The organism is Microbacterium koreense (assembly GCF_042677105.1).
Taxonomy (GTDB): domain Bacteria; phylum Actinomycetota; class Actinomycetes; order Actinomycetales; family Microbacteriaceae; genus Microbacterium; species Microbacterium koreense.
The window spans coordinates 822,804-841,230 of record NZ_JBHTIM010000001.1; the positions used below are offsets into that span (position 1 = coordinate 822,804).

Genomic DNA, 18,427 nt, shown 5'->3' on the forward strand with positions numbered 1-18,427 from the left:
CGCCTCTCGGGATGGTTCACGATGTTCCGAGACATACGCTCACGAAGTCCTGAAACCAGACACCACCGCCAACGCGACTGAGAACCCCTGCCTTAACTGTGTCCGGCATCAACGCCGGATCCGGATGGCGGTCCTGGGCGCGGCGGCCCTAACCTGGGCGTGGGCAGGGAGGCGCATGGACGAGAACGCCATCTTCGTGGGATTGACCACGATCGTCGTGCTCGGAGTCGGCGCGCAGTGGGTCGCCCGCCGAGCCGGGTTCCCCGGGCTGCTCCTGCTGTTGCCCGCGGGTTTGCTCGCGGGCGACGTCTTTGGACTGGTCCAGCCGCAGGAGATGTTCGGCGACACACTCTTCCCGCTGGTCACGTTCCTCGTCGCGCTCCTGCTGTTCCAAAGCGGCCTGCAACTGAGGCTGTCTGATCTGCCCCGGGATGCCCGCAGCCCCGTGCTGCGACTGGTCGGCATCGGCGGCGCCGTCACCTTCGTCGGTGCCTCCGTCACGTGCCTGTGGATTCTCGGCCTCGACACCGACCTCGCGTTCCTGCTCGGCGCGATCATCGTCGTGTCCGGACCCACCGTCGTCGGCCCACTGCTGAAGGTCGTGCGCCCCCGCAAGCCGACCGGCTCGATCCTGAATTGGGAGGGCACGTTCCTCGACCCGATCGGCGCCACCCTTGGTGTCGTCATCCTCAACCTCGTCCTTGCGTCCGGACGTGACGGCGGGCATCCCCTTCTCGAGATGTCCGCGCGGCTGGGCGTCGGGATTGCCATCGGCGTGGTCGCTGCGGCACTGCTCGTGTTCGTGATGTCCCGGTTTCTCGTCCCGGACAGTATGGAAGCCGCGGTCGCGCTCATGTTCGCCGCCGCCGCGTTCGGCGTAGCCGACGTCCTGCTCTCAGAAGCAGGCTTGTTCGCCACCGTCACGCTCGGCTTCATCGCCGCGAATCAGCGGCTGGTGCCGACCTCCCGCATCCGCGGATTCGGTGACACCCTCGAGGTGCTCATCATCGGCACCCTGTTCATCCTTCTCGGCGCGCTCGTCGAGATCGACGCGCTCCTCGCGTATGCACTGCCCACTCTCGTGGTGGTCGTGATTCTCGTCCTTGTGATCCGCCCGGCATCGGTCGCGCTCGCCCTGATCAGAACGAAGCTCGGGTGGCGGGACCGCGTGATGATCGCCGGACTCGATCCCCGCGGCATCGTCGCGGCCGCGACAGCAGCCCAGTTCGCGGTCTCGCTCGACGCCGCGAACATCGACAGCGACTTCCTCCTCCCGGTCGTCTTCGGAGTCATCCTCGGCACCGGGCTGATCTACGCGTTCGGCGCCACCCCGCTCGCGCGAGCCCTGAAGGTCGCCCAGCCGGCAGCCAACGGCGTCGGGATCATCGGCGATGACCGATGGCTCGGCGAATTGGCCCGAACCCTCCGAGGCCAGGGCATCCCCGTTCTCCTGGTGACGTCACACGCGAACGCCGACGCCATCACCGCAGCCGGGGACGTCCCCCACATTGCGATGTCGGACTCGATCGAAGACATCGTGGACTCCCTCGAGCACGCGGGCCTCTCTCAGGTACTCATCGCGAGCGAGCCCGACGTGCGACTGACCGTCCTCACCGCCACGCTGGTCGACCGGCTCGGTAGGCGCCATGTGTTGCTCCTTGCCGACCGTGACCCCAATGCCTTCCTGACACGGATTCCGCACGGCGCAACCGCGCACGCCTTCGCCCGTGGGGTCACCCGGCAAGACATCGACGACCGCGTCGACGCGGGAGCCGCCGTCCGAATCGCCGATGGCCCCGTGTCGCCCGGTGAGCTCGTTCTCGCGACGATCTCGGGCGACAAGCGCGTCGTTCTGCGCGGGACCCGCAAGCGGCGCGGCCAGAGCGCGACCATCGTCCTCGCGGATCCCGCCCACGTTGACCGTGCTTGAGCGGCAGCCAACGGGATAGCGCGGACGCTTCGCGGAAGCCTGCGCGTGGGGTCAGTGGGGCGGATGCGAGGCGACCGGACTCGGCTTCTGGGACCGGGCGGTGCTATCCCGATCGGAGTTCTGCTCCGTCACCTCTGCGCCGTTCCGGTTCTGACCGTGGCCCGCTGTCGTCTCGGTCGGTGCGTGGTCTCGACGTGCTGGGGTGGTGTTCATTCTCGGACTCTAGGCGCGGCACATGTACGTGCGTCCAGCTTCGTGACCAGGTGCGCGTGTCGACCGACCGAAGCGACCCTCGCGGCCATCAGACTCTGCGGTACGTCGCGGACACGGGGCAGTCGAAGGGATCGCGAGCAGCGAGTCCGACGCGATTGAGGTAGGCGATGACGATGCCGTAGGAACGCCAGAGGGTCGTCTCGGTGTAGCCGACTCCCAGCGTGCGGCAATGCTCGCGGACGATGCTGCGCGCGCGAGAGAGGTGCGGGCGGGGCATGTTCGGGAACAGGTGGTGTTCGACCTGGTAGTTGAGGCCGCCCATGAGCCAGGTGGCCCACCATCCGCCCGAGATGTTCCGGGATGTGCGCACCTGCTTGCTGAAGAAGTCGAGCCTGGCGTCGGGGGCGATCACCGGCATCCCCTTGTGATTCGGGGCGAAGGAGGCGCCCATGTACACGCCGAACACCGCCATTTGGACTCCGAGGAACGCGAACGCCATCCCGATCGGGAGAAAAAGGAACACGGGCGTCAGAACCAGGGCAAAGCGCGCGAGCAGGAGTGCGATCTCCCATGCGCGGTTCTTGACCGGTGCGCGTCGGACCACATGACGGAAGGCCAGGGCGTGGAGGTTCAGGCCTTCAAGGGTGAGGAGGGGAAAGAAGAGCCACCCCTGATGGCGGGTGATCGCCCGCCGGAGTCCTCGAGCCTGGGCGGCATCGGCATCCAAGAACGAGATGGTGTCGACGTCGATGTCCGGATCCTTGCCGACCCGGTTCGGGTTGGAGTGATGGCGGGTGTGCTTGGTCGACCACCACGAGTAGCTCATTCCCACGACGCCGTTGCCGAGGATGAGGGCCAGGGTGTCGTTCGCCGGCCCACTTGCGAGGATCTGTCGATGAGCAGCCTCGTGCGCGAGGAACGCGACCTGAGTGAACAGGATGCCGAGGGCGCCGGCGATCAGGAGCTGAAACCAGCTGTCGCCGAGGAGGATGAAGCCGGCGATGCACCCGGCGAACGCGATCGCGAGCGCTGCAGCGACCAGGGCATAGAACCAGTGGGTGCGGCGGAGCAATCCGCTCTCGCGCACAACCTGCGAGATGTCGGTGTAGGCGCGAGCGATCGGTGGGAAGTCTTCCGTTCGCGCGTACGTCTGTCGAAGTGGTCCGAGACGGGACTCGACGGTGGAGGAGATAGTCCTACCTGTGTTTCGATCGGGACCGTGTTGGCCGATGAAGCCAACGGCGGTCGCCGAACGCTGTCTCTCACGCTACGCGGTCCCATATCCGCGATGCGGAATGCGTCATGACTCCCAGGTGCCGGTCAGGAAAGACCGGCACCTGGGATCGTGATCAGATGAGGCGGATGTTCGCCGCCTGCATGCCCTTGGGGCCGCGCTCGGCGTCGAACTCGACCTTCTGGTCGTCGTTCAGCTCCTTGAAGCCGTTGCCGGCGATCGCGCTGTAGTGCGCGAACAGGTCGGCGGAGCCGTCGTCGGGGGCGATGAACCCATATCCCTTGTCGGCGTTGAACCATTTCACGGTGCCAGTGGCCATCGTGTTCTTCCTTTTCGTGAGTCGGCCGCGAGAGCGGACGAGGTTGTGCGGCCTCCGTGTGAGACCGCGACGGGTGGGGCCTGTCGTCGCCGATCGCGTGCGAGGTGCAGCGACGCTTTCGACGGCAGAACGGGCGAGCGGCGACGTCGCATGAACACCGAGGTGCTCACCGCGTGCGCCGTGGGCTTCGTAGACGCCGTCGACCGCAGCGACGAAACCGGCGTACTCGCCGGCGAGGGTGGCGACGTGGACGTGCTCATCTGCTTGCGCCCAGGCAAGGGAGCGAGCAGGCGTGAAGAGAGGGGCCGCGAGTGCAGCGGATGAAGAAGACAAGAAAACTTTCGAAGAGTGCGACAGCCAGGGACTCAGAAGGTCCGCGGATATGACGTCAACCTGCGCTGGTGCGTTGAGGGCGTCGCGAGAACAAGAAGAGAGGCCCGATCGGGCATACCAACCATATCAGGTATCTGGACAGGGGGGATTCCACAGGGTCACCGGGCCCGGGGGCACGCTGTCGTCTGGCACCGCGCCGCCATGTGCGCCTGGCATCCGACCGGTCGTGCTGTGCCGTGCCGTGCCGTGTCGAGCCGTGTGCTTGTGTGCCCCACCCCGTGCGCTCCCGCTCGTGGCACCGAGAATCTTGTCTTGGCCTCGAGAATCAGCTGCGGCAGGCGATTCTCACCATCAAGTGCAGGTCTCGCTGGGATGAAGGTGAGCTCGCCTCAGGGAGCGCTGAGTACTCGCCCTAGGAATCTTTGAACGGTTGTGCGGAGAAAGAGCCGCATCGCGCTCCTCGGGAGCAACCCGTACTCCGCACAAACGGATCGCGGGCGGCCGGGCCGGGATGGCGGCGATGGGCTCGCGCGCGGCGCCGGCGGGCGGGCGCGCCAAGGAGCGGCTCGCTAGGGTTTCTCTGTGGACGAGAACAGGGTCGAGATCGACTGGGCTTCAGCGCGGGAGACCAACCTCAGGAACTGGAACGAGCGTGTACCCATGCATGTCGAGGGGTACGAGCTTCAGAAGTTCGACGACCCTGAGTACGTGAGCGACGTCGTCGCGGACGACCTCGTTGCGCTCTTGCCGTTCTTGCCTGCTCAGAGTCTTCGGGGACGTGATCTCTGCCATCTCCAATGTCACATCGGTACTGACACGGTCTCCCTCGCGCGGGCTGGCGCCCGGGTGACGGGCGTCGACTTCTCGGCGCCGGCACTTCGCGCCGCGAAGACGTTGGCGGAGCGGCTCGGCGTGGACGCGACCTGGATCGAGTCCGACGTGCTCGACGCTCGCGCAGCCGTGACCGGCGAGTTCGACGTCGTCTACACCAGCATCGGCACGATCGGGTGGTTGCACGACCTGGATCGCTGGGCGACGCAGATCGTCGCGCTCCTACGCCCCGGGGGGACGTTCTACATTCGCGACGGGCACCCCGCGCTGTTCGCGCTCGACGAGTTCTCTGAGACGCTCACGACGCGGTACGCCTACTTCGGAGACGGGCGGGCGTTGGAGTGGGATCAGGAGTCGAGCTACGCCGGCGAGGGCACTCTGGTGAACACCCGCACGTACGAGTGGCCGCACTCGTTGTCCGAGATCTTCGGTGCGCTGCTGCGGGCGGGTTTGCGGATCCTTCACTTCGATGAAGGGACGACGATTCCGTGGCAGTTCAGCTCTCGCATGGTCGAGGTGCCGCACGGCTTCGCGTGGCCAGAGGCCGAGCGCAACCTCATCCCGTGCACGTACACGATCGTCGCCCGGCGAGACTGACGCGGGCCAGTGACCGTCCCGCCGGACACCTCGCCACTGTGATCACCCACCGGGCGAGCTCGGCAGGCCGAGCTGCAGCGGCGTCGAGGTAACTGCCTGCGGACCCGCCTCGCCGTGCATGCCACTGGTCCTCCGACGCCCTGTGCGACCAACCCGATAGCACCCCCCGCGCGCTTTCGCCAGGGTGTGCGGTCAGACCGTGGACGCGTCTAGCTTGTGGTCATGAGTGACGAAACCAACGACTCGGTCGAGGCGATGAGCGAGCGGGAAAAGCGCCGCGATCAGTTGCTTTCCGCGCCGGATGCGGTGGAATCGGATGCCGACCCGCGGGTCGACGTCACCGAGCACGATGGGGTGACACGCATCGACATCCGGCCTGACGCACGCGTGCGACCAGGCGACCCCACGTCGGCGCGCGAAGGCGCCGGAGGCTGAGTAGAGATGGACGTCGAAGACCTCGTTGCGCAGATCGCGCGGGAGTGTGGTGCACGAGGCCACACGGTCGGGGCGGTGGAGTCGTTGACGAGCGGCGCCGTCTCGGTCGAACTGGGGCGCGGCGACAACGCCTCCGAGTGGTATCGCGGCTGCGTCGTGGCGTACCACCTGGACACGAAGCGAGGGCTGCTCGGGCTTCCGGACGACATCGACCCCTACACGCCCCGTTGTGCCGTGCTTCTCGCCGAATCCGGTCGCCGCGCACTTGCGGCTGACCTGTGTGTCGCGCTGACAGGGGTCGGCGGCCCCGAGCCTGTGGACGAACACCCCGTCGGCGAGGTGCAGATCGCCGTCGCCGGGAGGGATCACACATCCGTCAGTACCCACCACTTCGCGGGCACGCCGCAAGACGTGATCGCTGCCAGCACGACGGCGGCGCTGAGGTCGTTGCGGGATCGCCTGGCGCGTTGATGGCCGAACCCGCAGGCTGACGCGGCGCGGCGTTCATCCGGCCATGCTCGCCGCGGCGCGGTAGATTCGCCGGAGTGCATCGTTGCGCCATCGAGGGAGCAGTGGGAATGCAATGACGAACAAGCCAGAAGGCGGCACGAGCGCGGCGGGGGATGCCGCAGACTCGAACCCGGCCGCATCCGCTACGCCCTCGCGTGCGCCAGAGATCGACGAGAAACCGTTTCTCGAGGCGACGGCGGAGGCGCGCTCGCGGTACGGACGATTCAACCTCGCGATCATAGGCGGGTCGGGCGTCGGTAAGTCCTCGCTCGTCAATGCCGTGTTCGGACGTGACTGGGCGAAGACGGGCAAGGGCCTCCCCGTCACGCGGGGCGTCGAGTACTTCCACGATCAGTCGCTCGGCATCTGGGATGTCGAAGGGTTCGAGATCGGTTCTCCGCTCCCTCCGCGCGCGCAGCTGAAGGCGCACCTGCAGACGATCGCCACCCACTCGGCTGACCGACAGATCGCCGTGGTCTGGTACTGCGTCAAGGCGACCGACGACCGCCTGACCAACGCCGACATCGAGATGATCCGGGAGCTCGATGCCGAGGGGCTGCCCGTCATCCTCGTCGTGACGAAGGTCGAGTGGGGCGCACGCAACCCGATCACCGGCAACCGCTCCGTGCCCAAAGGGGTGGAGGAGTTCGTCGAGTGGTTGCAGCATCCGGTCGACGCGAACGGCGCGCCCATCGACATTCCGTACCAGCGCGTCATCTTGACCTCGACCCGCAACAAGCACGGGAAGGAATCGAAGCACGGCCTCGGTGAGCTCGTCGCGGAAACCCTCGCCCTTTCGCCGGAAGACGAGAAGGATGCCTTTCGCATCGCCCAACGACTCAACCTCCCCTGGAAGCGCGACATGGCTCGCACCGTTGTCACAGCGGCTTCGACAGCTGCGGCCGGAGCGGCCGCCGTCCCCGTCCCGGTCGCGGATGCCGCGATTCTGGCGCCGATCCAACTCGGAATGATGGGGCGCATCGCCACCATCTACGACCTCGAGATCAAGGCGATGCTCTCGGCGGGAGCGCTCGCGCAAGTCGGCGTGCAGCTGGCGGGGCGGGCCCTGGCGACCAGTCTGCTCAAGCTGATCCCGGGGGCGGGGAGCGTCATCAATGCAGGCGTCGCCGCCGCGCTCACCGGCGCGACCGGCGAGGCCTGGATGCGCCTGTGCGAGCAGGTGCACACCGGCAAGCTCGCCCTGTCCAAGGTCAACGACTCCGTCGGCGAGTTCGTCCCCGGACTTCTCGACGTCCTGCGCAAGATGGCGGAGCAGAAACTCACGAAGTCGTAGGCGGATGCGCTCCCCCCACCGCGACGGAGTGGCGTTGACCGCGCGGGGGCGGCACGTAGGAGCAGGTGTCTCCTGCGCACCGTTGTGGCTTGTGTCGTGAGATCCGGTGGGCGATCGCGCATCCGACACAGATGCCGAACGCGGATTCGATGAAGAGCAGGGCGAGGCACCCGCCGCAGATCGCCTGTGCGACGACTGCGGGAAGGCCGAGCCAGCCGAGGCTGAGGCATCCCAGCATCGCCATCCCGAAGCCCAACGACCACGCAAGAACCTTCGGTCGGGCATCGACCCACTCGGGACGTTGCGCACGGGTGATCAGGGCGCCGAGGGCGAGCGTCGGGGTGAACCTCGTGCCGATGAACAGGCGAAGCATCATTTCGATGGCGAAGGCGATGCCGAAGAGGCGCATCGGCTGGAGGTCGCCGGTGGCGATGCCCCACATCCATGCAGAAAAGCCCGCGGCGAAAAGGATGCCGGCCGATGCGCGTACCGCCCGCTCGTTGATCACCGCTTCATCGATCCCGTCGACCCACTCGCCGATCGTGGAGTGCCGTGGTGTTTCTCGCGGGGCCTTCATGTGCACCGATAATACCCCCGGAGGTATAGTGAATGCGATCCGAATGAAAGAGGTGATGACCATGTGCGCTCCCGCGGTATGCGGTCAGTGTGGAAAGACGACCTGGGCTGGATGTGGCCAGCACATCGACGAAGCATTGGCTGGAGTTCCGGTCGACCAGCGGTGTGCGGGACACGGCGATGCGGCGGCATAGCCCGCGCTGGTTCGCGGCTCTCGGGACCGTGGCCGTTCTCACGGCCGCGCTCGCCGGCTGCGCGACGGGAGCATCGCCGTCGATCCCCATCACGGACGAGACGGTCGTCGTCGACGTGCGAACGACCGCCGAGTACTCGGAAGGGCACCTTGAGGGTGCCGTGAACATCGACCTTCAAGACCCGGGGTTCGCCGCCGCCGTCGCCGAACTGGACGATGACGTCGAGTACGTCGTCTATTGCCGCTCGGGAAACCGCTCCGCGCAAGCCGCCTCGGTCATGCAAGCCGAGGCGCTGCAGGTCATCGACGCGGGCGGTTTCGAGGATGCTGCTGCGGCCACGGGCCTCGCGGTCGTTCCGTAGCCGTCCCGCGCCGCGGTGGTAGGTGGGTGGATCTCGCGCACGAACGTGCTGCGCGCTCGGCAGTCCACCGCGTCGGGGTTCGCGAGCGGTGAGCGCCGCGCACTAGCGTGACAGACGTGTCAGAGAGCGGAAGCCGCGTGAGGAGCGGGCTGCAGGTGCCCACGGGCTGGGGCGTCAGCCACGAGTCGGGGGCGTTCGGCCTTGCGTCGCGTGCGACGGTCACCCGCCCCGATGGGGTGACGCTCGACTGGAGCACCCGCGCGCACCGGAAGGGCCTGAACCGGTTGCACGTCGACGGGCATCGCGTGCGTCGGGTACGCGCGCGTCTCCGAGGCGCCGCGGCGACGAGCTGGTGGATGGGCGCACTGTTCATGGTCGGCGCTTTCCTGTTCGCCCTGGGATCCGTCCCTGTCTTCTTCACGAACGTGGATGCCGAAATCACCGCTTGGGTGTTCTTCGTCGGATCGGTCTTCTTCACCACCGCGGCGTTCCTCCAGTTTCGCGAGTGTGCACTGGCACCGGACTCCATCGACCCGAGCGCGCCGCGGCGACGCGGGGTGCGGGGGCTTCTGACGTGGCGACCGAGGAGTCTCGGCTGGTGGGCGAGCGCCGTGCAGCTCATCGGCACCGTCTTGTTCAACGTCAGCACATTGGCGGCCACTCGCAGCGACCTGGATCTGGATCAGTCGAGGCACCTCATCTGGGCACCCGATCTGTGGGGGTCGGTGTGCTTTCTCGTCGCGAGTGGGCTGGCGTACGTCGAGGTGTGCCCGCGGATCTGGCGCCGTCCGCGAGGCGACATCGGGTGGTGGATCGCGCTCGCGAATCTCGCGGGTTCCGTCGCCTTCGGGCTGGCCGCGGTGGGCGCGCGTTATCTTCCTCTCACCGGCGAGATCGCGAACATCACTCTCGTGAACTCAGGAACGCTCCTGGGCGCCGTCTGCTTCTTCGTGGGCGCGCTCCTGTTGCCCGTCGAATCGGCGGATGCCGAGCAGCAGCCGGATCGTGCGGCCACCGCGGACCGTGACTGAGCGAGCGTGACGCCCCTGCCGAAGCCGGGGTGACGCGTCAGGACGCCGGTCGGGGCTGTGCCGGCGGGACTCGACGCGCGCGATATGATGTTTTCATCATGCCGCTAAGTGACGCAGATCGTCCCCTCTACGAGGTGAAAGCGAACCTGTTCAAGGGCCTGGCGCATCCGTTCCGCATCCGGATCTTGGAGCTGTTGTCCGAGTCTGCAGAGGTGAGCGTCGCGCAGATGCTCGCCGAGACAGCGCTCGAGCCCTCGCACCTCTCGCAGCACCTGGCAGTACTTCGACGCCATCGGCTCGTGGTGTCCGAGCGCCGTGGCAGCAATGTGTTCTATCGGCTCGCGCATCCTGTGACGGCCGACATGCTGATGGTCGCACGGCAACTGTTGTACGAGATCCTGCGCGACGACCAGGACCGGTTGGCGCGGGCGGCTGCCCTCCCCGACATCGGTGGGACGTCACGATGACTGCGCGCGGGGTCGCGCTTCGGGCGCTGCGTCACGCACGGCGTCTGCTGCCGGGTGCCGGCGACTACCGGATGCTGCCGCGTACCTGGCGCGGGGATCTGGTTGCCGGAGTCACCGTCGGAATCGTCGCCCTGCCGTTGGCGCTGGGGTTCGGCGTCAGTTCAGGGGTGAGCGCGGAGGCGGGGCTCGTCACCGCGATCGTCGCGGGGATCCTCGCTGCGGTCTTCGGCGGTTCCAACGTGCAGGTATCGGGACCGACCGGGGCGATGGTGGTCGTGCTGTTGCCGATCGTGGCCAGTCACGGGGTCGGTGCGGTGGCGCTGGTGACCATCCTCGCCGGGATGATCGTGCTGGGCGCGGGGATGCTGCGGCTCGGTCGGGCGGTGAGTGTGATCCCGTGGCCGGTGATCGAAGGATTCACCCTGGGGATCGCCGTCATCATCTTTCTGCAGCAGATCCCGGCGCTGACCACAGCGACACCCGCGGGTGCCTCCGAGCACAGTTCGAATGCGGTCGTCGCCGCGGCCGAGGCGGTCGCCGCCGCGGACTGGTCCTACGTGCCGTGGGCGGTCGCAGCGGCGCTGGTCGTTGTGGCGTGCATGTTGCTGGCTCCGCGAGTCCACCGGTCGATCCCAGGCTCTCTCGTCGGGATCGTCGTGGCGACACTGCTGGTGCTCATGCTCCCGACGCCGTTGGCGGTGATCGGGGCTCTGCCGAGCACGCTACCGGCGCCGATGTTGCCGACAGTGAATCCCGAGTTGCTGGGAGCGCTGATCTGGCCCGCGCTCACGGTGGCGGCTTTGGCGGCCATCGAGTCGCTGTTGTCTGCGCGGGTGGCGGCCTCTCTCGCGGACACCGGGCCACTGGACGCGGACCGGGAACTGGTCGGTCAGGGGATCGCGTCGATCGGGTCGGGTCTCTTCGGCGGCATGCCGGCAACGGGTGCGATCGCCCGGACCGCGGTAAACGTGCGCTCGGGGGGTCGTTCCCGATTGGCCGCTCTCACACACGCGCTCGTGCTGCTGCTGATCGTGCTGGTCGCGTCCGGGCCTGTCGGGATGATCCCTCTGGCGGCGCTGTCGGGAGTACTGATGCTGACGGCGTGGCGTATGGTGCACCGTGCGACCGTCCGGTCGATCCTGCGCTCCACTCGTGCCGACGCGGCAGCTTTCGTGCTCACCGCCGTGGTGACGGTCTCGTTCGACCTGATCGTGGCGGTGTTGATAGGCGTCGCCTTCGCGGGCCTGTTCGCGTTGCGCTCCCTCGCTCGTTCGACGGGTGTGAAGCGGGAGTCGATCACCGGTGAGGTGATCGACGGAGACGAGCGCATCGCGGTCGTGCGCGTGGACGGACCGCTGATCTTCGTCTCGGCCGATCGCGTCTTCGACGAAGTGATGAGTCTGGACGGGGTCGAGGTCGTGGTTCTGCGGCTGTCACGGATGGGTCAGGTGGACGCCACGGGCGCACGCTTGCTCGTCGACATCGTCGAAGCGTTGGAGCGCCGTGGTGTGACGGTGCTGGTCAAGGGTGTCCAGCGCTCACACGAGGACCTCTTCCGCGCGGTCGGTGTGGTGGGCGCGCTGCGTCATCCCAATCATCTGTTCATCGATTTGGACGCGGCCATCGCGCACGCGCGCAGTCACGTGCGGCGATCCCAGCGCGATGACCGCCAGGATCAGGGGCCGTTCACCCTCAAAGAGTGAACGGTTCGTAGCAGTCGTAGGTGTCGTGCGCCAGGATTCTTCCGTCGCGCACGGTGACGAATCCAGCCATGTGCGCCACGATCGCGGTTCCGGCGATCGTTCCTCGCCACGTCGATCGCACCGCAGCGCGGTCGCCCGAAACGAGCAATTCGTCGATATCGATCTCCTGCGTGGAGAGTCGGGACTTGCCGGCGAGGAACCCCGCGATCGTCTCCTCGACATCCCGCACGTGACCGTTCGGCGCGATGGCGTTGGGCAACTCGCGGAACGTGGCGTCGGGGTCGAGGAGCGCGCGAAGTTCCGCTTCGGTCGAGTCAAGGTCGGCGACCGTTGCGAAGTAGGCGCGGATGGCCGCGGCGGTGGAGGCGTCATCATCCATAAGCACAACTATAGTTGTGCTTATGAGTGATGTCGATGTGTTGTCCCTCGTGTCGTTGGCGGGAGGTGCCCTCGGCGCGCACGTCCGAGATCGGCTCCGCGAGCGGGGATTCGTCGGCCTGAGTACCAGACACGGGTATGTCTTCCAGCGACTCCAAGTCGAACCACACTCCATTTCGGACCTGGCGAGGACGCTCGACGTGACGCAACAAGCGATGTCGAAGACCGTCGCAGAACTTGCGGGGTCGGGGTACGTCGAAACCGTCGCGGATCCCCGTGATGCGCGCCGCAAGTCCGTTCAGCTCACTGCGCGGGCGCGCGCGGCGATCGACGCGGCGCGACAGATCCGTGCTGAGCTGCGCGCCTCCGTCCTCCAGCACGTGACGGTGGCGGATGTCGACCGTGCCGGAGCCGTGCTCACCGTGTTACTCGATCAGTTGGGCGTCGGCGCACGTATCGCAGAGAGATCCGTTCCGGACCCGACGGAGGAGTGAGCCCACCGATCGCCGTATCGAGTCGGTCGTCGAGCCCGGGCGTGCTCCTGCACGGCGGAAGTGATGTGCGGGCACCCCGGTCGATCGAAGTCTCGTAATACCACCTTCTGGCGCGTCTCGCCAGAGGTGTGACCATGCCTCGGCCCATGCCTAACGTGGCTCTCGGCCCACACACCCCGAGCGAAGGAGACGGAATGAGCGACCCCATCGAAGATCCGCGCCACGCCTATCGCGACGACGGATTCCCGGCACAGGAACAGCAGCAGCCGGGGCTGATCCGTGACACGGATCCGCGCCCCGATCACGGTGAGGACAGCTACCGCGGCTCGGGGAAACTGGCCGGACGGCGTGCGCTGATCACCGGGGGCGACTCAGGCATCGGGCGAGCCGTCGCGATCGCCTTCGCACGCGAGGGTGCGGATGTCGCGATCGTGCATCTGCCCGAAGAGCAGGACGACGCCGACTCGACGCGATCACTCATCGAGAAGGCGGGTCAGCGGGCGTTGACACTCGCCGGAGACATCCGCGACGAATCGTTCGCGGCACGGATCGTCGAGCAGACCGTCGCCGAGTTCGGTGGCCTTGACCTCGTCGTTCTCAACGCGGCTTACCAGAAAGACCGCGAGGGCCTGGAATCCCTGCAGACCGAAGAGCTCGACAGGGTGTTCGGAACGAACCTCTACGGCATGATGTTCACCGCTCGCGCTGCGATCCCTCACCTCGCCGCGGGTGCCTCGATCATCGTCACCTCGTCGATCCAAGCGTTCAATCCCTCCCCGGGTCTCATCGACTACGCCATGACGAAGGCCGCCCAGGTTGCCTTCGTCAAAGCGCTCGCCGAGGATCTCGGCCCCCGCGGCATCCGTGTCAACGCCGTCGCTCCGGGACCGATCTGGACGCCGTTGATTCCCGCAACAGGTTGGGATGCGGAACGCCTCGCCACATTCGGTCAAGACACCCCGCTCGGGCGTGCCGGGCAGCCGGCCGAACTCGCCGGCGCCTATGTGTATCTGGCCTCGGATGCGGCGAGCTTCGTGTCCGGGGCCGTCCTGCCGGTGACCGGAGGCAAAGGTCTGTGACCGAGACCGGCGACGAGGTCGTCATCCGCGGCATCCGTCAAGAGGACGCGGGCGAAGTGCTGACGCTGCAGCGCGCGGCGTTCGTGCAAGAGGCCCTGATCTATGGCGACCCCGACATGCCCCCGCTGACGCAGACACTCGAAGAACTGTCTGCCGAACTCCACGACAACCTCGGATGCGTGGCGCTGCGTGGGCCTCGGATCGTCGGGGCGGTGCGCGCAGTTGCGGACACCGTCACGCTCTTGATCGGTCGCATCTCGATCGCGCCGGACCAGCAAGGCGAGGGCATCGGAAGTGCGCTTCTCGCCGCCGTCGAAGAACGCGGCCTCGAGAGGGGATGCGACACCGCCGAGCTCTTCACGGGTTCGCTGAGCGAAGCCAATGTCCGGCTGTACGAGCGTGAGGGCTATCGCGAGTCGGAGCGCGTCGACCAGGGCGACGGCACGGCGCAGGTTTTCCTGCGCAAGCGGCTGACTCAGCCGGAGGTGAGCAAGCCCTGAGCGAGTGGCTCAAGGTCCTCGCGCAGGTACCGCGCGTAGCCGCCGGGAGCACGGCCCACCTGACGCCCGCTCGTGCGCACCCACGCGTGGTCCGAAGGGACGATGAGCGCGCCTCCGCGTCGCGCCCGCTCGACGAGACCGACGTCTTCGTGCACGGCGATCGGCTCGAAACCACCCGCAGCCACGAGCACGTTCGCTCGGATTCCGAGATTGGCTCCGTGGACATGCCCGTTCGCCTCGCCCGGCGTGTGCGTTCGATGCCACGCGTCCACCTGGGCGGGTGAGAGATCCCGAAAGTCAGGCCGAACGGTGCCGACGACGGCATCCGCACCCTCCGCCGCGAGATCGAGCTGGTGGGTGAGCCAGTGCGCCGGCACGACGCTGTCGGCGTCCGTATGAGCCAGCCACACGGCCTCAGGTGGGTGATCCGTCAGTTGCTGCAACACCGCCTCGACGCCGACCTGCCGGGCCCGACCGACGCACCGGCCTTCCACCGCGATGGTCGGGAACCCCGCCCTCTCGGCGATCTCGGCCGATCCGTCGGCGCAGGCGTCGAGGACGACGGCGACCTCCACGGCGACGTGCGCGGGTACCGCCGCGACAGCGCGAGTGAGAGCGCCCAGGCACGCGCCGAGCAGTGCTTCCTCGTTGTGGACCGGAACCACGACTCCGACCGCGCTGATCGTGGCACGCGTCGTCATGTTTCGATCCCGTCGGAACGCTTGCGGAACACGTCCAGAACGAAGTCGTCTTCGATGTGCCGGATGCGGCGTACCCACCCCGGGTGTCGCGCGAGAGCGCGATGCACATCGTCGCCGGTCATCGCGCAACCCCGGATGGGATGCCGCCAGTGGCAGGCGACGACCACGCCGTCTTCGCTGAGCGCGGCATCCATCTTGCGCGGCGCGGCCGCCAACTCATCGCGCGTCCAGTAGTACGCCAGTTCGGACAGCACGATGAGGTCGTACTCGCCGTCGGGCCACTGCGCCGGGGTCTGCAATCGCAGGAACTCGACGTCGGACTCGGGGGCATGCTCGGCGACGTGGGCGCGGGCTCGCTTGAGCGCATCCTCGACGACATCAACGGCGGCCACCTCGTCGCAGCGTGCCGCCAGGCGCGCGGTGGTGAGCCCCGTCGCGCAGCCGAGTTCGAGCGCGCGACGGTAGCGTCGGTCGGGCAGTGTCGCCAGGAGCACATCGCGCTTTCGGTGCTCGTACCAGCGAGTCTCGAAACCCCACGGATCGTCGTGCCGGGCGTAGAAGTCTGTGAACCAGTCCGGCCCGGGTGGTTCATCGGGATCCGCGCCCGGCTCGGCGGCGATGAAGATCTCGAACGGGCGCTCGAAGTGCGCCCTCATGCGGGAGTGGATGATCGGCTTGTCGCCCGTGATCTGCGAGCGGTGTCGATCGATCGCCCGGCGCTTGGCGTCGCGTGCACGCTCGTCGAGTGGCAGCATGTGCCACCCCTCGGTGTCGATCGCCCGTGGGTCTCCCCAATGCCACAGCCAGAGCGGGTAACCGAACACCCGCACCCCCGGGCCCACGAACTCGCGCGCGACCTCGCCGGCGATGCGATGGTCGCGGTGACCGTCGCCCCACCAGGGGGCGACGATGACGATGTCGGTCGCGTCCACCTCGCTGAGTGCGTCGGTGATGGCCCGGCGGACGAGAGACCGGTTTTCGCGGAGCGTGCCATCGACGAGCCCCGCGAACTGTACCGGCGCGCCGTCGGTGAGCTCCGCGAGGGCCTCGATCGATTCGATACGGCGCTGGACGGCGAGCGAGCGCGCTTCGCCCCCGGATGCGGATTGCCCATCGGTGAGGATGAGCACCGACGTGGCGACGCCTGCCGAGTGAGCCGCGGCGATGAGCCCGGATGCCGCGAGAGTCTCGTCGTCGGGGTGCGCGGCGATCACCAGGAGCCTGTCGACGACGAAGGGCATCGCCGCTGCGTCTTGCCATGGTGCTGCCTCCGTCCACGTCTGCTCGGAGGTACCGGGCTCGCGGTGGTCGAACACGACGCTCATCGTCGGGCCAAGAGCGAGCCCAGTCGGGCGAGGTCACGTTCGGCGTGGTGCTGACGAACGTAGATCCGCAGATCAGAGACGCGACGGGCGTGCTTCTCATCGGTGGTCAGGGGCCCGGGTCCGAGCGCGTGATCGGAGATTCGGATCACCTCTTCCACGGTCGATGCGGCGATGGCTCGGACGCGCTCCGCCGTGATCCTCAGGTCGCGACCCGTGACGCCGGCGTCGACGGCGTGCGCGGCTTCGGCGAGCACCGAGCGAAGCGACCAGAACGCCGTGTCGGCCGCACCGGCATACATCGCGGCGATCTGATCGGCACCCTCGGATGCGGCCCTGTCGACGACGGCGCGCACGAGGGGGGCGGTGGCGCCCCACCACACCGCGGCCACACCCATGCCGCCCCACGCGAATCCCGGCCGCTGCAGGTACCACCCGTCGGGGCCGACGGGAGTCGCCGGTACGTCGTCGAAGTCGACGGGCGCGCTCACGATGCGACTCAACCCGCGAGCGTGCCAAGGACCTCGGTGGGCGTGCACGCCGGAACACTTGAGATCGATCGCGAACAGCCGCCGAGTTTCTGCGCCGGTCCATGCGGTGACAAGAGCGTGGCTCAGATCATCCGCGAGGGAGCACCAGTTCTTGGTGCCGCTGAGCACCCAGCCTTCGTCGGTCGGACGTGCCTCGAGCCGTGCGCCTTCTGCGGCGTAGACGCCCCACGAGGAGTCATCGTCAGCGTTGATCGCATCGAGGTCAACGTCGTAGCCGTCGATGCCGGCCTGGGTGATGATCGAACGCGCGTCGAGGTGGGGTTCCATGGCCCGAGCTGCAGAAACGTCTGCAACGGCAGCGGATGCGAGTACCTCCCACGCTTCGGCCGTACGGCCGAAGCCCGGCAGTGGGGCCCGGCGTGATGCTTCGACCGCCCAATCGATCGTCGCACCGACGTGAGTTCCGAGAAGCGGAACCGCGCCGGCGGTCTGGAGGGCGTACCAGGCGGCGTCGCCCTGTCGCGCGCCGAAGGGGTGAAGGGATAGGGGTTGGTCCAGTGATTCGACGAACACGCTGGGGGTCCAGTCCTTCGGATCGATGAGGTTCAGCGCCATGCGACGGTCCAGCGGGGATTGTGCGACGCGAGAAGAGCCATGGGTTGCGCTCCTTGTGTGAGGTCACGCGTGGTGGGGGAGGGCGCACCGGGCGAGGACCGGTGCGCACGAGATGAAGGTAAACGGCAGGCAGGCGATCGTGATGGCCCTTGCGCTCTCGGGTGCTGAGTGCTAATGATCTGGAGTTGCGGGACCATGTCGACCCCTGGCGAACGGATACAGCCGATCGAGGCCGCTCGGGACGCTGATCGAGCGCTTTGTCAAGGGTTTCGTCGATGGGCGGCTCAGGGCACACAGTGATCCATGAATCACGACCGAAGGAGGCGTCGATGAGTGCAGGGCAGCAGGGGTTCACGCTCCACGAGATCGCGGAAGGTTCGTGGCGTCTCTGTGATGAGAGCGTCGACGACGATCACCCCCTCAAGGTCGTCGCGTACGTCGAACGGACTCCCGAAGGTGACTTCGAGGTGGTGTGGGTGCGCGGCGCGCCGCGGAGTATCGATCGATTCCCGACACACGAGGAGGTGGTGGCGGCCGCCGCTCGTGTCCGAGCTGAACGCTCAGACCGCTTCAAGCCCGATCCGATCCCTCATCTTCCGCCCCTGACTGCTGTGCGCTCATCCCGCGCGGGGCGAGCCCGGCGCATCAGGCCGGAGCGTCCCTGACGGGTGTGTCGATCTCGGTGAGCTGGGAGGACGTCGGCGAAAGGTGACTCGCGACCATTCCTGAGGCGTGCGCTCGGCACGCAAGATCGAGGCGGGTCGACCGTGCCGGCATTCGATCCCAGCACCTTCTGGCAACAAGCAGGGGATGCTACGA

General features: G+C 67.3%; 21 protein-coding genes. 14 read left to right on the plus strand and 7 right to left on the minus strand.

The genetic code is table 11. The features are described from left to right. Positions 1–175 precede the first annotated feature (175 nt). The gene (locus ACFQZV_RS03730) at positions 176–1,930 is read left to right on the plus strand and encodes a cation:proton antiporter (RefSeq protein WP_378750730.1); all 1,755 of its coding nucleotides are present in this window, start codon (positions 176–178) and stop codon (positions 1,928–1,930) included. 301 nt (positions 1,931–2,231) lie between these two features. Here the strand turns inward: ACFQZV_RS03730 and ACFQZV_RS03735 are convergent, their stop codons facing one another. Next, positions 2,232–3,335, minus strand: a complete 1,104-nt coding sequence (locus ACFQZV_RS03735) for a fatty acid desaturase family protein (protein WP_378750889.1) — start codon at positions 3,333–3,335, stop codon at positions 2,232–2,234. Between the two features lie 157 nt (positions 3,336–3,492). Beyond that, complete coding sequence (locus ACFQZV_RS03740) at positions 3,493–3,696, minus strand: cold-shock protein (RefSeq protein WP_378750727.1); 204 nt, start codon at positions 3,694–3,696, stop codon at positions 3,493–3,495. A gap of 150 nt (positions 3,697–3,846) precedes the next feature. Between ACFQZV_RS03740 and ACFQZV_RS03745 the strand changes: the two genes are divergently transcribed. The 5 genes from ACFQZV_RS03745 (at position 3,847) to ACFQZV_RS03765 (ending at position 7,696) form a co-directional block, all read left to right on the plus strand. Next, positions 3,847–4,020, plus strand: a complete 174-nt coding sequence (locus ACFQZV_RS03745) for a hypothetical protein (protein ID WP_378750725.1) — start codon at positions 3,847–3,849, stop codon at positions 4,018–4,020. A 591-nt stretch (positions 4,021–4,611) separates the two neighbouring features. Next, a complete protein-coding gene (locus ACFQZV_RS03750) occupies positions 4,612–5,457 on the plus strand; it encodes a class I SAM-dependent methyltransferase (protein WP_378750722.1) in 846 nt (281 codons plus the stop codon). Positions 5,458–5,679: 222 nt separating this feature from the next. Beyond that, complete coding sequence (locus ACFQZV_RS03755; RefSeq protein WP_378750720.1) at positions 5,680–5,892, plus strand: hypothetical protein; 213 nt, start codon at positions 5,680–5,682, stop codon at positions 5,890–5,892. 6 nt (positions 5,893–5,898) lie between these two features. Continuing rightward, positions 5,899–6,363, plus strand: coding sequence for a CinA family protein (locus ACFQZV_RS03760; protein WP_378750718.1), 465 nt, complete (start codon positions 5,899–5,901; stop codon positions 6,361–6,363). Positions 6,364–6,475: 112 nt separating this feature from the next. Then, positions 6,476–7,696 (plus strand): GTPase family protein, encoded by a 1,221-nt coding sequence (locus tag ACFQZV_RS03765; RefSeq protein ID WP_378750716.1) that lies wholly within the window; start codon positions 6,476–6,478, stop codon positions 7,694–7,696. Here the strand turns inward: ACFQZV_RS03765 and ACFQZV_RS03770 are convergent. Next, on the minus strand, positions 7,683–8,273 hold the full coding sequence (locus ACFQZV_RS03770; protein WP_378750714.1) for a DUF4395 domain-containing protein: 591 nt from the start codon (positions 8,271–8,273) through the stop codon (positions 7,683–7,685). The genes ACFQZV_RS03765 and ACFQZV_RS03770 overlap by 14 nt on opposite strands. A 113-nt stretch (positions 8,274–8,386) precedes the next feature. On the opposite strand from ACFQZV_RS03770, the gene ACFQZV_RS03775 reads away from it, so the two are divergent. The 4 genes from ACFQZV_RS03775 to ACFQZV_RS03790 all read left to right on the plus strand — a co-directional run bounded on the left by ACFQZV_RS03775 (position 8,387) and on the right by ACFQZV_RS03790 (position 12,028). Then, positions 8,387–8,827, plus strand: a complete 441-nt coding sequence (locus tag ACFQZV_RS03775) for a rhodanese-like domain-containing protein (RefSeq protein ID WP_378783255.1) — start codon at positions 8,387–8,389, stop codon at positions 8,825–8,827. Between the two features lie 116 nt (positions 8,828–8,943). After that, positions 8,944–9,858 carry a hypothetical protein gene (locus ACFQZV_RS03780; RefSeq protein WP_378750710.1) on the plus strand — a complete coding sequence of 305 codons (915 nt, stop codon included), beginning with the start codon at positions 8,944–8,946 and terminating at the stop codon, positions 9,856–9,858. Between the two features lie 98 nt (positions 9,859–9,956). Next, the gene (locus ACFQZV_RS03785; protein WP_378750708.1) at positions 9,957–10,325 is read left to right on the plus strand and encodes an ArsR/SmtB family transcription factor; all 369 of its coding nucleotides are present in this window, start codon (positions 9,957–9,959) and stop codon (positions 10,323–10,325) included. Beyond that, the gene (locus tag ACFQZV_RS03790) at positions 10,322–12,028 is read left to right on the plus strand and encodes a SulP family inorganic anion transporter (protein WP_378750705.1); all 1,707 of its coding nucleotides are present in this window, start codon (positions 10,322–10,324) and stop codon (positions 12,026–12,028) included. The genes ACFQZV_RS03785 and ACFQZV_RS03790 overlap by 4 nt, the downstream gene beginning before the upstream one ends. Here the strand turns inward: ACFQZV_RS03790 and ACFQZV_RS03795 are convergent. Continuing rightward, a complete protein-coding gene (locus ACFQZV_RS03795) occupies positions 12,018–12,407 on the minus strand; it encodes a nuclear transport factor 2 family protein (RefSeq protein WP_378750703.1) in 390 nt (129 codons plus the stop codon). The two genes, ACFQZV_RS03790 and ACFQZV_RS03795, sit on opposite strands and share 11 nt — an antisense overlap. 22 nt (positions 12,408–12,429) lie before the next feature. Between ACFQZV_RS03795 and ACFQZV_RS03800 the strand changes: the two genes are divergently transcribed. The 3 genes from ACFQZV_RS03800 to ACFQZV_RS03810 all read left to right on the plus strand — a co-directional run bounded on the left by ACFQZV_RS03800 (position 12,430) and on the right by ACFQZV_RS03810 (position 14,479). Next, a complete protein-coding gene (locus ACFQZV_RS03800) occupies positions 12,430–12,900 on the plus strand; it encodes a MarR family winged helix-turn-helix transcriptional regulator (protein ID WP_378750701.1) in 471 nt (156 codons plus the stop codon). 194 nt (positions 12,901–13,094) lie between these two features. Then, the gene (locus tag ACFQZV_RS03805; RefSeq protein WP_378750699.1) at positions 13,095–13,979 is read left to right on the plus strand and encodes an SDR family oxidoreductase; all 885 of its coding nucleotides are present in this window, start codon (positions 13,095–13,097) and stop codon (positions 13,977–13,979) included. Continuing rightward, the gene (locus ACFQZV_RS03810; protein WP_378750697.1) at positions 13,976–14,479 is read left to right on the plus strand and encodes a GNAT family N-acetyltransferase; all 504 of its coding nucleotides are present in this window, start codon (positions 13,976–13,978) and stop codon (positions 14,477–14,479) included. The genes ACFQZV_RS03805 and ACFQZV_RS03810 overlap by 4 nt, the downstream gene beginning before the upstream one ends. On the opposite strand, the gene ACFQZV_RS03815 is transcribed toward ACFQZV_RS03810, so the two are convergent. Genes ACFQZV_RS03815 through ACFQZV_RS03825 form a run of 3 tightly spaced genes read right to left on the minus strand, consistent with a single transcriptional unit; the run spans position 14,455 to position 17,608 of the window. Beyond that, entirely contained in the window at positions 14,455–15,180 is a 726-nt protein-coding gene (locus tag ACFQZV_RS03815) for a glycosyltransferase (protein ID WP_378750695.1), read from the minus strand. The genes ACFQZV_RS03810 and ACFQZV_RS03815 overlap by 25 nt on opposite strands. Continuing rightward, positions 15,177–16,496 carry a PIG-L family deacetylase gene (locus ACFQZV_RS03820; RefSeq protein WP_378750693.1) on the minus strand — a complete coding sequence of 440 codons (1,320 nt, stop codon included), beginning with the start codon at positions 16,494–16,496 and terminating at the stop codon, positions 15,177–15,179. Before ACFQZV_RS03820 ends, ACFQZV_RS03815 begins: the two co-directional genes overlap by 4 nt. Before the next feature lie 5 nt (positions 16,497–16,501). Beyond that, entirely contained in the window at positions 16,502–17,608 is a 1,107-nt protein-coding gene (locus ACFQZV_RS03825) for an acyl-CoA dehydrogenase (protein ID WP_378750691.1), read from the minus strand. Between the two features lie 329 nt (positions 17,609–17,937). On the opposite strand from ACFQZV_RS03825, the gene ACFQZV_RS03830 reads away from it, so the two are divergent. Continuing rightward, positions 17,938–18,273, plus strand: a complete 336-nt coding sequence (locus ACFQZV_RS03830) for a hypothetical protein (RefSeq protein ID WP_378750689.1) — start codon at positions 17,938–17,940, stop codon at positions 18,271–18,273. Positions 18,274–18,427 lie beyond the last annotated feature (154 nt).

Coding starts and splice junctions, on each gene's coding strand:
- ACFQZV_RS03730 (WP_378750730.1), top strand. CDS start 176: ATGGACGAGAACGCCATCTTCGTGGGATTGACCACGATCGTCGTGCTC.
- ACFQZV_RS03740 (WP_378750727.1), bottom strand. CDS start 3,696: ATGGCCACTGGCACCGTGAAATGGTTCAACGCCGACAAGGGATATGGG.
- ACFQZV_RS03745 (WP_378750725.1), top strand. CDS start 3,847: ATGAACACCGAGGTGCTCACCGCGTGCGCCGTGGGCTTCGTAGACGCC.
- ACFQZV_RS03755 (WP_378750720.1), top strand. CDS start 5,680: ATGAGTGACGAAACCAACGACTCGGTCGAGGCGATGAGCGAGCGGGAA.
- ACFQZV_RS03760 (WP_378750718.1), top strand. CDS start 5,899: ATGGACGTCGAAGACCTCGTTGCGCAGATCGCGCGGGAGTGTGGTGCA.
- ACFQZV_RS03765 (WP_378750716.1), top strand. CDS start 6,476: ATGACGAACAAGCCAGAAGGCGGCACGAGCGCGGCGGGGGATGCCGCA.
- ACFQZV_RS03770 (WP_378750714.1), bottom strand. CDS start 8,273: ATGAAGGCCCCGCGAGAAACACCACGGCACTCCACGATCGGCGAGTGG.
- ACFQZV_RS03785 (WP_378750708.1), top strand. CDS start 9,957: ATGCCGCTAAGTGACGCAGATCGTCCCCTCTACGAGGTGAAAGCGAAC.
- ACFQZV_RS03790 (WP_378750705.1), top strand. CDS start 10,322: ATGACTGCGCGCGGGGTCGCGCTTCGGGCGCTGCGTCACGCACGGCGT.
- ACFQZV_RS03795 (WP_378750703.1), bottom strand. CDS start 12,407: ATGGATGATGACGCCTCCACCGCCGCGGCCATCCGCGCCTACTTCGCA.
- ACFQZV_RS03800 (WP_378750701.1), top strand. CDS start 12,430: ATGAGTGATGTCGATGTGTTGTCCCTCGTGTCGTTGGCGGGAGGTGCC.
- ACFQZV_RS03805 (WP_378750699.1), top strand. CDS start 13,095: ATGAGCGACCCCATCGAAGATCCGCGCCACGCCTATCGCGACGACGGA.
- ACFQZV_RS03815 (WP_378750695.1), bottom strand. CDS start 15,180: ATGACGACGCGTGCCACGATCAGCGCGGTCGGAGTCGTGGTTCCGGTC.
- ACFQZV_RS03825 (WP_378750691.1), bottom strand. CDS start 17,608: ATGGCGCTGAACCTCATCGATCCGAAGGACTGGACCCCCAGCGTGTTC.
- ACFQZV_RS03830 (WP_378750689.1), top strand. CDS start 17,938: ATGAGTGCAGGGCAGCAGGGGTTCACGCTCCACGAGATCGCGGAAGGT.